General features: G+C 45.5%; 11 protein-coding genes. 9 read left to right on the top strand and 2 right to left on the bottom strand.

Annotated elements, in window-relative coordinates:
* Positions 1 to 249: 249 nt before the first annotated feature.
* The 5 genes from ffh (at position 250) to rplS (ending at position 3,909) form a co-directional block, all read left to right on the top strand.
* On the top strand, positions 250 to 1,620 hold the full coding sequence (gene ffh / locus WH96_RS14980; protein ID WP_047764991.1) for a signal recognition particle protein: 1,371 nt from the start codon (positions 250 to 252) through the stop codon (positions 1,618 to 1,620).
* A gap of 73 nt (positions 1,621 to 1,693) precedes the next feature.
* Positions 1,694 to 2,083, top strand: coding sequence for a 30S ribosomal protein S16 (gene rpsP / locus WH96_RS14975; protein ID WP_046506346.1), 390 nt, complete (start codon positions 1,694 to 1,696; stop codon positions 2,081 to 2,083).
* 27 nt (positions 2,084 to 2,110) lie between these two features.
* Positions 2,111 to 2,635, top strand: a complete 525-nt coding sequence (gene rimM / locus WH96_RS14970; RefSeq protein ID WP_047764990.1) for a ribosome maturation factor RimM — start codon at positions 2,111 to 2,113, stop codon at positions 2,633 to 2,635.
* Positions 2,636 to 2,691: 56 nt separating this feature from the next.
* Entirely contained in the window at positions 2,692 to 3,423 is a 732-nt protein-coding gene (trmD, locus tag WH96_RS14965; protein ID WP_047764989.1) for a tRNA (guanosine(37)-N1)-methyltransferase TrmD, read from the top strand.
* A gap of 57 nt (positions 3,424 to 3,480) precedes the next feature.
* Positions 3,481 to 3,909, top strand: a complete 429-nt coding sequence (gene rplS / locus WH96_RS14960; protein WP_047764988.1) for a 50S ribosomal protein L19 — start codon at positions 3,481 to 3,483, stop codon at positions 3,907 to 3,909.
* Positions 3,910 to 4,058: 149 nt separating this feature from the next.
* Here the strand turns inward: rplS and WH96_RS14955 are convergent, their stop codons facing one another.
* Together WH96_RS14955 and WH96_RS14950 are read right to left on the bottom strand one after the other, a co-directional pair.
* Positions 4,059 to 8,858 carry a DUF3320 domain-containing protein gene (locus tag WH96_RS14955; RefSeq protein WP_053005979.1) on the bottom strand — a complete coding sequence of 1,600 codons (4,800 nt, stop codon included), beginning with the start codon at positions 8,856 to 8,858 and terminating at the stop codon, positions 4,059 to 4,061.
* A gap of 175 nt (positions 8,859 to 9,033) precedes the next feature.
* Entirely contained in the window at positions 9,034 to 9,924 is an 891-nt protein-coding gene (locus tag WH96_RS14950; protein ID WP_053005977.1) for a DUF547 domain-containing protein, read from the bottom strand.
* A 512-nt stretch (positions 9,925 to 10,436) separates the two neighbouring features.
* Here WH96_RS14950 and leuC point away from each other — a divergent pair.
* The 4 genes from leuC (at position 10,437) to WH96_RS22000 (ending at position 14,011) form a co-directional block, all read left to right on the top strand.
* The gene (leuC, locus tag WH96_RS14945; protein ID WP_047764987.1) at positions 10,437 to 11,843 is read left to right on the top strand and encodes a 3-isopropylmalate dehydratase large subunit; all 1,407 of its coding nucleotides are present in this window, start codon (positions 10,437 to 10,439) and stop codon (positions 11,841 to 11,843) included.
* A 17-nt stretch (positions 11,844 to 11,860) separates the two neighbouring features.
* Positions 11,861 to 12,463 (top strand): 3-isopropylmalate dehydratase small subunit, encoded by a 603-nt coding sequence (leuD, locus tag WH96_RS14940; protein WP_047764986.1) that lies wholly within the window; start codon positions 11,861 to 11,863, stop codon positions 12,461 to 12,463.
* Positions 12,464 to 12,604: 141 nt separating this feature from the next.
* Positions 12,605 to 13,717 (top strand): 3-isopropylmalate dehydrogenase, encoded by a 1,113-nt coding sequence (leuB, locus tag WH96_RS14935; RefSeq protein WP_047764985.1) that lies wholly within the window; start codon positions 12,605 to 12,607, stop codon positions 13,715 to 13,717.
* Positions 13,718 to 13,849: 132 nt separating this feature from the next.
* Positions 13,850 to 14,011 carry a hypothetical protein gene (locus WH96_RS22000; RefSeq protein ID WP_156176821.1) on the top strand — a complete coding sequence of 54 codons (162 nt, stop codon included), beginning with the start codon at positions 13,850 to 13,852 and terminating at the stop codon, positions 14,009 to 14,011.
* Positions 14,012 to 14,047: the final 36 nt, after the last annotated feature.

Genomic DNA, 14,047 nt, shown 5'->3' with positions numbered 1-14,047 from the left:
TGGATGACACTTGGCGACTCCAGTGAGATGAAAAACATAGCCTCTGATTGCGCTGAGTCGCTGAAAAAGCTTGACCTTCATGTGCGTTTTTTATAGGTTCCGCTCAAATATCTGCAAAAGTTAAGTGCATCAGCTCTAAGGAGCTCCGCCAGTCCGCGAGTATCGCGCACTGGCGTAAGTTGCGTTTGGCTTTTGTGATTACCGTTTTCAACCTTTTTGGTTGGATGTTTGAGAGAAAGAGGAACAAGTATGTTCGATAGCTTACAGGATCGTCTTGGATCAGTCTTTGACAAGCTGAAGCGCCGCGGTGCATTGAGTGAGGCTGATGTTACAGCTGCTCTGCGCGAAGTGCGTGTTGCTTTGCTTGAAGCTGATGTGGCGTTGCCTGTGGTCAAAGACTTTATCGAAAAGGTAAAGATTGACGCTGTCGGTCAGGATGTTCTGAAGTCCGTGACCCCCGGTCAGATGGTCGTCAAGATTGTCAATGATCATCTCAGCGAGATGTTGGGGGCAGATCACGTTGCCCTTAATCTACAGGTAACACCGCCAGCTGTTATTATGATGGTTGGTCTGCAAGGATCTGGTAAGACAACATCCACGGCTAAAATCTCTAAACGCCTGAACGAAAAAGAACGCAAGAAAGTCTTGATGGCTTCTCTTGATGTTCGTCGTCCTGCTGCGCAAGAACAGCTGGCTGTTCTTGGTGCGCAAATAGGCGTGAGAACCTTGAATGTCGTTCCTGGTGAGCAACCTGTCGCAATCGCCAAGCGTGCTGTACAAACCGGTGCGCTTGAAGGTTTCGATGTTGTTATGCTCGATACCGCTGGGCGCTTGGCTATCGACGAAGAGTTGATGGCCGAAGTCGTAAGTGTACGGGATGCAACAAAGCCAGCAGAAACTTTGCTGGTTGCTGATGCCATGACTGGTCAGGATGCGGTCAACGTTGCAGACACTTTTAATCAAAAGATTGGTCTGAGCGGTATCGTCATGACCCGTATGGATGGTGATGCCCGCGGTGGTGCGGCCCTGTCCATGCGTGCTGTAACTGGATGCCCGATCAAATTGATTGGTGTCGGTGAAAAGCTAGAAGAGTTAGAAGATTTCCATCCTTCCCGTGTTGCCTCTCGTATTCTGGGTATGGGCGATGTGGTTTCCTTGGTTGAAAAAGCTGCTGAATCCTTTGAAGAGGAAGAAGCCGCGAGACTTGCCGAGAAAATGAAGAAGGGCAAGTTTGATCTGAATGACTTGGCGTCTCAGCTTAAACAAATGCAAAAAATGGGTGGTATGTCGAGCCTGTTGAACATGCTTCCAGGTATGAATTCCGCCCAGATGAAGAAATTGAAAGATGCCAAGATCGACGACAAAATTATCAATCGTCAATTGGCCATCATTTCATCCATGACACCTCATGAACGTGAAAAACCGGAAGTTATTAAAGCAAAGCGGAGAACCCGTATTGCGAACGGTTCCGGGACATCGGTTCAGGATGTGAACAAGCTTCTAAAGCAACAGCAGGAAGCTGCCCGCATGATGAAGAAGGTCCAGAAAATGGGCAAGAAAGGCATGATGCGGGGTGGGTTGCAAAACCTGATGCCTCCTGGGATGGGTTTCCCTAAATAAGGGATGTCCACGAAAGAGTGCTTCTGAATAAATTGAGTATTATTAAGTTTAGTGTTTAACAAGAGGAACTGAAATGGCTGTAAAAATTCGCCTAGCCCGTGGCGGCGCCAAAAAGCGTCCATACTACCGTATCGTAGTTGCTGACGCTCGTGCTCCACGTGATGGTCGCTTCATCGAAAAGATTGGCGCCTATAACCCAATGGTACCAAAAGATCACCCAGAGCGTCTGATTCTGAATGAAGATCGCGCTAAATACTGGTTGTCTACTGGTGCTCAGCCTACAGATCGCGTTGCGCGTTTCCTAGGTAATCTTGGTCTTGCTGAAAAGCGTGCTGTTCCAGAACAGACCAAGAAAAACCAGATGAAAGCGAAAGCAAAAGAGCGTCTGGAAGAAAAGCGTATGGCTGCAGAAGCAGCTGCTGAAGAAGCTGCTGCAGCTTCTGAAGAAAGCGCAGCTGAGTAATTCGGCGAACTTAGGATTTCTTAGCTCATGGCTTCAAACCACGAAGATAGAATTTGTGTAGGTGTGATCGCTGGCGCGCACGGGGTGCGTGGTGGTGTGAAGGTTAAAAGCTACACTGAAGTTCCTGAAGACGTGGCGGCATTTGGACCGGTGACGGATGATGCGGGCAACCGTCTCAAAATTACCGTAACAGGCCAGGCCAAGGGTACTGTTCTTACGCGGATTGAGGGGGTGAAAGATCGTGATCGCGCCCAGGAAATGCGAGGAACAAAACTGTATGTTAACCGTGATCTTCTACCAAAACTGACAGAAGACGACGAATATTACTATTCCGATCTCGTTGGCCTTAAGGTCGAGAACACTCAGGGAGTGGTTCTTGGTACTGTAAAAGGTGTTTTCGATTTTGGCGCCGGGGATATTCTGGAATTTGTCAGTGAAAGTGGGCAATCGGAAATGGTCAGCTTTACGGAAAGCTCTGTGCCGGTTGTGGACCTCGAAGGGCAGCGTATCGTTGTTGATATGCCCGACGTTGTTCTGGGTCGGGAAGGCTAGGAATTAAAGATCTATGATCTTCTTTCCATGTCTTTCAAACCGGGTTGCATGACAGAATGTTGGATAGCGTGACAGCAAGCTGGAAAGCAACAGTACTTTCGCTCCATCCGGAAATGTTTCCGGGCTCTCTGGGATTATCCCTGGCGGGCAAGGCCCTTGAAAAAGGGATATGGGAGTTGGAAAAGGTGGACATTCGCGATTTTGCGTATGATAAACACCGTACTGTTGATGCTATCCCCTTTGGGGGCGGCGCTGGTTTGGTAATGCGTCCCGATGTCGTTGATGCAGCTTTGGACTCTGTGACTGGCAATGCTGGTCCGGTTATCTATCTCTCGCCGCGCGGACGGCTTTTGGACCAAAGTTTGGCCAAAGAGTTAGCGGCAGGACCTGGGGTAACTCTCTTGTGTGGGCGTTACGAAGGGATCGATCAGCGGGTCTTGGACGCGCGTGAAGTGATAGAGGTTTCGGTTGGTGATTACATCCTGTCCGGTGGTGAGCAGGCGGCATTAATCCTTATGGATGCTGTCATCAGGTTATTGCCGGGGGTTATGGGTAACAAGGAATCCGCAGACGAAGAATCGTTTGAAACTGGGTTGCTGGAATATCCGCTCTATACGCGACCTGCCGAATGGCAAGATCGCAAGGTGCCCGAGGTTCTTTCCTCTGGTCACCATGGAAAGATAAAGCAGTGGCGCCAGGAACAGGCGGAAAATATTACCAGGGAACGACGCCCGGATTTATGGGAAAAGTACCTGGATAAACGTAACGATACCAAACTGGGCCATTAGGTCCGTTGAAAAGTTAAACGGGTCATTGGCCCCAATAGAATGGTAGAGGATAGAAACATGAATGTAATCGAGAAGCTAGAAGCTGATCAGGTTGCCAAACTTACAGATGGCAAAAAAGTTACCGAGTTTGCTGCTGGTGATACCGTCCGCGTAAACGTTAAAGTTGTTGAGGGTACACGTGAGCGTATCCAGGCATTTGAAGGTGTATGTATCGCACGTAAAAATGCTGGTCTGAACTCTTCTTTCACAGTTCGTAAGATTTCTTACGGTGAAGGCGTTGAGCGTGTATTCCCACTTTACAGCCCACGTGTCGATTCAGTTGAATTGATCCGTCGCGGTGATGTGCGTCGTGCGAAGCTTTACTATCTACGTGGCCGTCGTGGTAAATCTGCACGTATCGCAGAAAAAACAACTGGTGCTGCTGGTAAAGCCGCTGCTGCGGATCGTGCTGATAAAGCTGCTGCTAAGGCAGCTGCTAAAAAGTAAGCGGTTCGACAGACTGTCGACGAAGAGCTTTCTCGTCGGTCAGAAGTTACAAAAATGGGTGCCAAGTGGCACCCATTTTTGTTGTTTAAATTATGATTTATGAAAAAGAAAAGTAGGTGATGCTACACCGTTGTTTATTTAACCGACTCTCATGATGTATTTGATTGATCAGATTTTGCTATCTGTCCATTAAAATCTTCTAAAGTTCCCTGTGATACCTGTGTATTTATTCGTTCGAGAATAGAAGTTTTTAATTGCGCGCTTGTTGATTTAAAGCCAAATGCTTTTGCTACGTCTCTTGCTAAATCATCAGCGGTCGCAGCAACATTTCGTGTAACTGACTCATGAATAGCTAAATCAACTTCATCAGGTGGTAAATATTGGGCTTTTCTAAGGGACGATGATTCCACATTTGTGCGATCACGGACCATAATGGATTTGTCATTATCAGACGTTAAGAAGTCTTCTCCTATAATTGTTTTATTCTTCTTTGCCAGAATAATTGCGTTTGTAACTAACTTTTTAATTCTTGCACCTGCTTTTTGAAGACCCCATGCTTTAGAAACTTTCCGTGCAATCTCATCTTTGTGAATAGGTTGTTCTATTTCCACAATCAATTTTACTAGCTCTGCCAGTTTATAAACAGGTACGAGATGTGGTTCATTATAACCATTAATCGGGTCTAATTTTGCCTCGACATAAGGAATACTTACTTTGGGTTCATCTGGGGAGAGTAATTCACGTTTGATAATAGATTCTTCTTGTTCCCGGATGACTTCTTCTTCTGCTTTTTGGTTATTTTCCTGAATTATTCGAGCTTTATCAATTGCCTGTAAAAGTTTTTGAAATTCTTGTTCTGGTCGTTGGAACCAATCTGTGCTCCATATACGGTGTAATAACCACCCCTTTGCCTCGAGTACATTTTGACGAAGTCTGTCGCGTTCTCGTGCCCATGCAGCACTGTGGTAAGTAGCACCATCACATTCGACACCTAGTAAATATACATCCATATTTTCAGGGTTTCTAATTGCCATATCAATGTAAAAGCCAGCTGATCCTACTTGAGGATCAACGGTATAACCTGCTGCACGAAGTTTATTCATAACAGCTTCTTCAAACAGGCTGTCAGGTTCTTTCCCACTTGGTTCAGGTACATCTGTTGTGCCCGTTCGAGCAAATTTTAAGTATGCATGTAAAGCTCTTCTACCAGCAGGAACGTTTGCAGTTCGCAATTCAATATCTTGATCTGTAATGGATGCAAAAATTTCGCAACGGCGTTTCGCGCGCGTGAATAACACATTTAGACGGCGTTCTCCTCCAAGACTATTTACAGGACCAAAGGATTGGGACATGTATCCATCTTTATCTTTCGCATAGCAGACTGAAATAAAAATCACGTCTCGTTCATCACCTTGAACATTTTCGAGATTTTTTACAAAGAAAGGCTCATGTCTTTCCTTGGAAAAAAAATACTCAACGTCTTGATTCTCTGCACGCAATAATTCAAGTTCACCTTCTATCATGTTCCGCTGAGCAGTAGATAATGTTACGACGCCTAGTGAGAGGCGGGGAGCTGTTTTTGCATGCTTTAAAACTGCTTTAGCGACCTCTTGAGCCTCAATTTTATTTGTTCTGGTTTTTCCTCGATCATAGATTCCGTCAACCTCTCTAAAAATTAATCCCTCACGGCCTGCAATTTGAGGGCTAGGAGGGAACTTTAGCTTGTTTTCATAGAATGTATCGTTTGAGACTTGGATGAGTGAGGGGTGCTTGGAGCGATAATGCCATTGAAGTGTCTTAGAAGTCATCCCCCTTGCGGCACAAAGAGTTAAAATACTCTCCATAGCACCGGCATGGACACCAGGCTGATCGACATTTTCCTCATCATTTTCATCTTCTTGTCCTATATCTCCTAATGTTCGAGCAAAGAAGCTCGTTGGAGGTAACTGTTTACTATCACCCACTACAATAGTAGAGCGACCACGGGCTATCGCACCAATACTGTCTTCTGGCCGAACCTGACTTGCTTCATCAATTAGTACTAAGTCGAAATTGATACGGCCAGGAGGTAGATATTGAGCTACTGAGATTGGACTCATCAAAAATACAGGCTTTATTTGTTGGAGCGCGTCGCCAGCGTCTTCAACCAATCTGCGTATTGAACGATGATTTCTTCGTTTTCCAGCCTCTCCTCTTATGATGCCCATTTGTCCTTGGGCCCCTGTAGGTATGCCTGCGGTATGTTTTGCTGCTATCTCGTGAGCAGTTGCACGAAAAAGCTCAAGTTCGAGGGTTTGAAATCTATTTATCAACTGAGTGCGGTCATCTCCGTCAATGTCAAGCAGAGCAGAGTTCTTGTCAATCATGAGCTTCCAAAGTGCTTCTGCTCGAGCATAACGATAGTCGTTTACAGCATCTGTTGTTGTGAGGTCTCCGCAAGATAAACTTTCCACAAAATCAGATAAGCCGACTTCTCGACAATGTTCTTCTTCTGCACGAAGTAAAAACCATTCATCCAGACGTTCGAAATTGGCCTGCCAGTTAGAGAGTTTCTCGTTTATTTCTCTAATGGCTACGCTTCCGTTATTTGAAAAAGCTTGTGTTAGATCTAAATCAAGCATAGTGCATATTTCTAACCAGCATTTCTCAAATGCTTGGATAGCTTTGTTTAACTCACTTGACAGTTCGTTCAGTCTTACGCTGTTTGGGCAATTATTCAGGACTTCCATGAGATCAGAATGAGTTGCTAATTTTGGCTTATGCTCCTGATACCATTCAATTACTGCTTGGGGGGCGGAGGTCTCAGTTAATCGGCCACGCCATAAATCGTTAAAGAAGGCTTTTGCTTGAGTTTCCTCTTTTTCAAGCCTTTTGAATGCATTTTGGTATTCGATGAACTTATCAATCTGAGCTAGGCGGTCTTCGTGTTTTTTTGCAGGATCTTCTGTTGAATATGAATTCAGCAAAGCAATTGATTTCTTAAATTCACCATTAAAAAAACGAAAAAGACTTTTGCCATAAGTTGCAATTAACTGCCTTGCTTCACTCCAATCTTGATCTAATGCTATTTCTTTTACCGAGATAATCGCTGCATCATATTTAGCGCGTAAGTTGTTGGCTGCGGACAACAGTTCTAACGCTCGGGCTGTATTTTCTCGGATGGATGCAGAAGAAAGAATATTACTGGCTCCATCCGGCATGGTTTCTAAGATAGTTAACCACTCGATAAGGCTTTTGGCTGTTTCTATCGAAGCTTCATCATCGAATTTCACAACTCTATTCGCCTGAACGAAGCTTTCCTCTAAGCGTGCCGAAAATTTAACCAAGTCTTGAATTTTTGGTTTTAACCGATCAACGTCCATTGGGGTTAGTCGGTTTCTTACTCCCCTCCAGTCATGCTGATTTGAAGGTCCTGTTGAAGAAATCCTGTCACAAAGTTTTTGGAGAGCAGCTAGAGCAGTATTGTGTTGTTCTGGTCCTGATAAAAGCTTGTCACCCACTTTGAACTCAGAAGGTTCCAAGCCTTCTTCTCGCAACCAGACTAGTTCAGAGAGTACTCTGAAAGGGGTTTCTCTAACTTCATCCATTGGTGAATGTAGTAACTTTGATATTTCGTTTAGTTTGTCCCGAACTATTTTTGTTTGAGTAGCTGTATCTTCAGCACCACCAGAGACCTGTCCTAACTCCAGTGTTCGTTTGATTTCTTCTATAACCGCTTTTTTATTTGCTTTTCTGGAATGTAACTCCAAACATAACGGACCCAACCCTGTCTCTTGGAGACGATGATATACGACGTCCAGAGCAGCCATTTTTTCAGCAACAAAAAGTACGCTCTTACCTTTCCGAGTTGCCGCAGCTATAACATTTGCAATTGATTGCGATTTCCCTGTTCCAGGAGGACCTTGGACTACAAGGTTATTCCCTTCTGCTGCCAATTTAATGACTTCAGCTTGAGAGGAATCTGCATCTTTTACATGGCCGAGATCTTGCGGGGCTAAAATATCATCTAAGTTCTGATTTTCAAAAATATTTAGGGCTTTTTCTCCGAACCCATCTACAAGAAGACTGCTTATCAAGTTATTCTTTGTGATATCTGCGTCACTAGGCCATTCCGAAGCGTCTAGGTCCCGATATAACAGGAACTTTGAAAAAGAGTAGAAGCCGAGTAGTATACGGTCAGGTTCAACAGACCATTGATCTTTCTGAGTTATTGCCTTGGATACCAGTGAGAAATAATCAGATGGAGTCCAATCTTCATTTGCTGGGAAATCTGGTAGGCTAATATCGAAATCTTCATTCAGTTTGGCGCGTAGTGAGAGGTTCACTTCGATATCTTCGTCACGTTTCTTCAGCTTGAAACGGCTACGAACCTGATCTCTTTGAAGAGAGATGGGAAGTAGAATGAGTGGTGCAAATCGTTCAATATCAGAAGATCTTGAGTCGAACCATTTGAGAAACCCAATTCCTAAAAAAAGTATATTTACGCCTTGTTCTTCTTCGAACAAGTTTGAATCTCTACTAAGTGCAATAAGTCTTTTTTGTAATGTTTCTTTGTAAAGCCGTGTTTGAAGTTTGGTATCTATATGCCGTGCAGCTAAGCCAGTTTTATCTTTGATGATTTCTTCTTCAGGAGGAATGTATACAGGTTGACTATCGTCATTCTGCTGTTGAGTTTTCTCATTTTTTTCATCTGGATTGGAGAGGAAAGTAAAAGATTTGCCTTCGGTCCAAAGTAATCGGAAGATTTCATCTGAAAGTTCATCTACAATTTCAAGAGCATTTGCTCGCGCGTTTTTAAAAGGTGCACTAATCAGTCTGTTGCGGGTTCCCACATCTAGTAGATTTTGACGCAGTTTTTCGAGTGCAGCTCGTGTATTTAGATTGGAATACTCTAGGAATTCCGAATCTGAATTGGAGGTATTATTCTCCTCCTCTAAAGTGGTTTTCATAATCCCCCCCCCTCATGATTTTAGTATGTTTACTCTTGCCTGCATAAGTTAATTTTTAATTTATATATGCAACTAAAAATAATCAATAACTTCAGGGGGTAACCTTCTGGGCTTGTTTACGAATGTTTCGGTTTTTTATGGAGTTGGAGATTTTACCAGGGAATTAATAGTTTATTTAGGATCCCGTTGATGCCGTGGCTACGACGGGAACTGAGTTTAGGTCCCAGTCATAGGTATGGTTTTCTATGGATCTAATTTTCATCAACTCTTTCTGGCGTTCTTTGGATGCATAGGTGCGCAGGTGGTCCAGTACAGATGCATCGCTACCGCCAAAGTCCTCTTTGAACCAGACATAGATACTGGAAACAACCGCTTCGTTATTCTCGCCGATGTTTACGGCACGTGGATGATCAATGAAGCGTCGGGCTGCAGCCGTTAGTTGGGTGTCGTATTCTTCGGCGGTGATAACCTTTTTGGGGAGATCAGGACAGCCAAGAGATGCACAGTTCAGTACATAGTGAATACGAGGATCTTTCCAGCCTGGACGCAGAATGCCATGTTCAATATCATTCAGAGAAATTTTCTCGCCTTCTATGCGGAGAATCTTTTTTCCCCAAGGGCCGGATGCAAATAGCCCGGGGGAAATATTGATATCCCGGATACTTTCAACGGGCATGTGTTGCAGAATTAGATTTACGGTTGCTGCATTATAGAGGTTAACCCAATAGGCAAGTTGTTGGTCTCTGTTAAGAGTACTGACTTTGACGCTTTGCAGGTATTTCAAATGTTCTTTGAGGGCCAGTTGGTCATTAAAGCTAACTCTGTGATAGGCAATCCGCGCGATACCGTCATAGTTTTCTTCGCGGTATTTCTGGATGAAGACGTTCCATTCATTTTGATTGACCGCTTCTGTGCTCTCTGCACTAAAATCAGCCCAGCGAGGGATAAGGCTGGAACTCGGGGCAAAAAGCGACTCGAAGGGGCTGAAGCCACTGGTGAACACCAGTATTGTCAGGGCCAGGGGCACAGCCAGTTGCCTGGAGAATCTCTGTGTAAAACTGGCCATATAAATGAACTCCCATTTTTTGCCTAAAAGCCTAAGTGTAAACTTGGTTTGAAAACACACTGTCATGAACTTATGTACTTATTATGGGCAGACTGAGGCCATTTGGTGAGTGTTCGTCCAGTAACAATCCTGTGGCATAAATGGTCAATGATCGTGAGAATATCGGGTAATTATATGTTCTTGCTCCAATTTTTCCTCACAGAGAACTCACTTTTCCCGTGAGGGGAATAGGGCATAAAAACAGCAATTTTTTGAAAGTTGAACAATTTCGTTCTGTATAAAGTATGTGATTTGCAGTCCAAAAGTGAAATTTTCTTATAGAATCGTCATAAAAACAGATTCAATCGTTCTAAAGGACTTTTCGCCGCACTGCGGAAGCGCTATGCTCCGCGCGAAACTAGTAAGAAGACTGCTTGGCCGCTGTTAGAGGTTCAGCCTCGTTGACAGAACCTGTTTAGGCGGGAATGGCCGCCCAAAAAATACGCAGTTAAATATACGAGGACGATGTTAGGATGAGTAACCCGCGTACCCTTTTCGAAAAGATTTGGGATAGCCATCTGGTTGACCGTCAAGAAGACGGCACCTGTTTGCTTTATATTGATCGCCATCTGGTACACGAAGTCACAAGCCCGCAGGCGTTTGAAGGACTTCGTATGGCTGGCCGTAAAGTCCGCTGCCCGGAAAACACACTTGCTGTTCCCGACCACAACGTACCGACGTCTGGTCGTGCACAGGGAATCGCTGACGAAGAAAGCCGCATTCAGGTTGAAACGCTTTCCAGTAACTGTGAAGAGTTTGGCGTGCAGCTTTTTGGTATGGATGATGTTCGTCAGGGCGTTGTACACATCATCGGCCCAGAGCAGGGCTTTACCCTACCGGGAATGACGATTGTTTGTGGTGATAGCCACACGGCGACGCACGGTGCATTCGGCTCTCTTGCCTTTGGTATCGGAACTTCCGAAGTTGAGCATGTTCTGGCGACGCAAACACTGATCCAGAAGCCTGCTAAGACAATGCGTATCACTGTTGAAGGTGATTTGCTTCCGGGCGTTACCGCGAAGGACATGGTGTTGCACATCATTGGTGTTCTTGGTACTGCGGGTGGCACAGGTTATGTGATCGAGTATGCTGGTGAAGCTATGCGTAAGCTTTCTATGGAAGGCCGTATGACGATCTGTAACATGTCAATCGAGGCTGGCGCCCGTGCGGGTCTGATTGCCCCTGATGAAACAACATTCGAATATATCAAAGGTCGCCCGATGGCCCCGAAAGCGGGTAACTGGGAACAGGCTGTTGAATATTGGAAAACGCTACCTTCTGACGAAGGCGCGACCTATGACAAGGAAGTTATCATCAAGGCCGCAGATATTGAACCTCAGGTTACCTGGGGCACATCGCCGGAAGACGTTGTTGGCATTTCAGCTGTTGTTCCTGCGCCATCTGATGGACGTGATGAAAACAAAAAATCTGCAATTGAGCGGTCCCTTGAGTATATGGATCTCAAAGCTGGTCAGGCGATCAAGGATATTGCCATTGATAAAGTCTTTATCGGGTCTTGTACCAATGGTCGTATCGAAGACTTACGCGAAGTGGCACGTATCGCAAAAGGCCGTAAGGTTTCCGACAGTGTTTATGCCATGATTGTTCCCGGATCTGGTCTGGTTAAAATTCAGGCGGAAGAAGAAGGTCTGGATGCGATCTTTACTGAAGCTGGTTTTGACTGGCGTGAACCCGGTTGTTCCATGTGTTTGGCGATGAATGCTGACCGTCTGTCACCAGGCGAACGTTGTGCGTCCACATCAAACCGTAACTTCGAAGGCCGTCAGGGCCGGGGCGGTCGTACGCATCTGGTAAGCCCGGCAATGGCGGCTGTTGCTGCGATCGCTGGTCATTTCGACGATGTTCGTAAATACGATTAAGCAAAGGATTACAGAGAATGGATAAGTTTACATCACTCACCTCTGTGGCGGCTCCCTTGCCATTGGTGAACATCGACACGGATATGATTATTCCAAAGCAGTTTTTGAAAACTGTGAAGCGCACAGGCCTGAAAGCCGGTTTGTTCTATGAGCTACGTACGGATGAAGACGGCAATCCCGTTGATTTCGTTCTGGATGAGCCTGCCTATAAAGAGGCGCAAATTCTGGTGACTGGCGACAACTTCGGCTGTGGTTCGTCCCGTGAACACGCACCGTGGGCACTGTTGGATCAGGGTATTCGCTGCGTTATCGCGCCAAGCTTTGCGGATATTTTCTATAATAACTGTTTCAAGAACGGTATCCTGCCAATCGCTTTGCCACAGGAAGATGTGGACAAGCTAATGGATGATGCCAAACGCGGTTCCAATGCTGTTGTTTCTGTTGATTTGGAAACGCAGGAAATCAAAGGCCCGGATGGCGGCACAATCAGCTTTGAAGTTGATGCCCATCGCAAACATTGTTTGCTGAACGGTCTGGATGATATTGGCCTGACTTTTGAAAAGTCTGCGCATATTGATACGTTCGAGAACAAGCGTAAAGCGACGCAACCTTGGCTGTAAGAATTTGATGAGGGTCGGTTATGACCCTCATTTTTTTGTGAAGAGGCCCTGGGGTATTATTGAGATTACCTCAAGAGCCTGTGGTTATAGAAAGACTGGCAATCGCCAGTCTTCTCTTTGTAAAAATTCGGAAGAAGAAACATGGCATCTAATAAAAATCTATTGATTCTCCCCGGGGATGGAATCGGTCCTGAAGTTATGCGCGAAGTACGTCGCGTTGTGGATTGGATGGACAAGCGTCGCGCAGTGACCTTTGATATCGACGAAGATCTGGTCGGTGGCTCTGCGATTGACAAACACGGTGTTCCTCTGGCTGACGAAACAATGGACAAGGCAATGGAAGCCGATGCCGTGTTACTTGGTGCTGTGGGTGGTCCACAGTGGGATAATCTTGATTTTTCTATTAAGCCAGAGCGTGGTCTTTTACGTCTTCGTAAGGAAATGGAACTCTTTGCCAACCTGCGCCCGGCACTTTGTTTTGATGCTTTGGTTGATTCTTCATCCCTGAAGCCAGAACTGGTTTCAGGTCTGGATATCATGATTGTACGCGAACTTACTGGTGGTGTTTACTTTGGCGAACCACGGGGTATCGAAGATCTAGGCAATGGTGAGCGTCGCGGTATCAACACGCAGGTTTACACAACATCTGAGATTCGCCGTGTTGCAGAGGTTGCTTTCGATCTCGCGCGCAAACGCGACAGCCGGGTTTGTTCAGTTGAAAAAGCCAATGTGATGGAATCTGGCCTGTTATGGCGTGAAGAAGTAACCAAGCTACATGGTGAAGGTTTTGACGATGTTGAACTGTCTCACATGTATGCTGATAACTGTTCTATGCAGTTGGTGCGCACACCAAAACAGTTCGATGTTATTCTGACCGATAACCTTTTTGGTGACATGCTTTCTGATACTGCGGCAATGTTGACCGGATCTCTTGGTATGTTGCCATCCGCATCTTTGGGTGCGACCGATGAAACCGGACGTCGCAAAGCAATGTACGAGCCTGTACACGGTTCAGCACCGGATATTGCTGGTGAAAACAAAGCCAACCCATTGGCAACTATTCTCTCTTTTGCCATGAACCTGCGTTATTCTTTCGATATGGGGGATGAAGCCGATCTGATCGAAAATGCTGTGAACAAGGTTCTAGCATCGGGTAAGCGTACTGGCGACATTATGGCTGCTGGCTGTGAAATCGTTTCAACCGAAGGTATGGGCGATGCTCTCCTTCGCGCTTTGGACGAACAGGCTGCTTAAGTTAATCGGGTGTGAATTTGTTTGAGGGGTTTCTGGTTGTACAAACAAGAGAATCCAAAATTTCATTGTTGACCGATGAGATAAAGCTGATTACGTTTACGCCCGAGTTAAATCCCGAGTGGAATAGAGTTTATGTTTAATAACGTTGCACATATGGCCCCGCGCGCTGCACACACTTCGAAGTCTCTTCGTCGTGCGTTCGCTGCTGCGCGTCCAGTTGTAACAACTACATGGACCATGATTACCACCACGCCTGTCAAAACCATGAAGGTTAAGATGGGCGGCAGTAGGTAAACCCTCTCGGGAATAAAGGCTAATAAAAGGGCCGTC

This window comes from Kiloniella spongiae (genome assembly GCF_001026905.1).
In the GTDB taxonomy this organism is placed as follows: Bacteria; Pseudomonadota; Alphaproteobacteria; order Kiloniellales; family Kiloniellaceae; genus Kiloniella; species Kiloniella spongiae.
Note: the sequence above shows the minus strand (reverse complement) of the source record. Positions and strands in the feature narration are given on the sequence as shown.

Bases quoted from the DNA above. Each gene is read 5' to 3' on its own strand.
- WH96_RS14950 (WP_053005977.1), bottom strand. From the start codon at position 9,924: ATGGCCAGTTTTACACAGAGATTCTCCAGGCAACTGGCTGTGCCCCTG.
- rpsP (WP_046506346.1), top strand. From the start codon at position 1,694: ATGGCTGTAAAAATTCGCCTAGCCCGTGGCGGCGCCAAAAAGCGTCCA.
- leuD (WP_047764986.1), top strand. From the start codon at position 11,861: ATGGATAAGTTTACATCACTCACCTCTGTGGCGGCTCCCTTGCCATTG.
- trmD (WP_047764989.1), top strand. From the start codon at position 2,692: ATGTTGGATAGCGTGACAGCAAGCTGGAAAGCAACAGTACTTTCGCTC.
- leuB (WP_047764985.1), top strand. From the start codon at position 12,605: ATGGCATCTAATAAAAATCTATTGATTCTCCCCGGGGATGGAATCGGT.
- rimM (WP_047764990.1), top strand. From the start codon at position 2,111: ATGGCTTCAAACCACGAAGATAGAATTTGTGTAGGTGTGATCGCTGGC.
- ffh (WP_047764991.1), top strand. From the start codon at position 250: ATGTTCGATAGCTTACAGGATCGTCTTGGATCAGTCTTTGACAAGCTG.
- WH96_RS22000 (WP_156176821.1), top strand. From the start codon at position 13,850: ATGTTTAATAACGTTGCACATATGGCCCCGCGCGCTGCACACACTTCG.
- leuC (WP_047764987.1), top strand. From the start codon at position 10,437: ATGAGTAACCCGCGTACCCTTTTCGAAAAGATTTGGGATAGCCATCTG.
- rplS (WP_047764988.1), top strand. From the start codon at position 3,481: ATGAATGTAATCGAGAAGCTAGAAGCTGATCAGGTTGCCAAACTTACA.
- WH96_RS14955 (WP_053005979.1), bottom strand. From the start codon at position 8,858: ATGAAAACCACTTTAGAGGAGGAGAATAATACCTCCAATTCAGATTCG.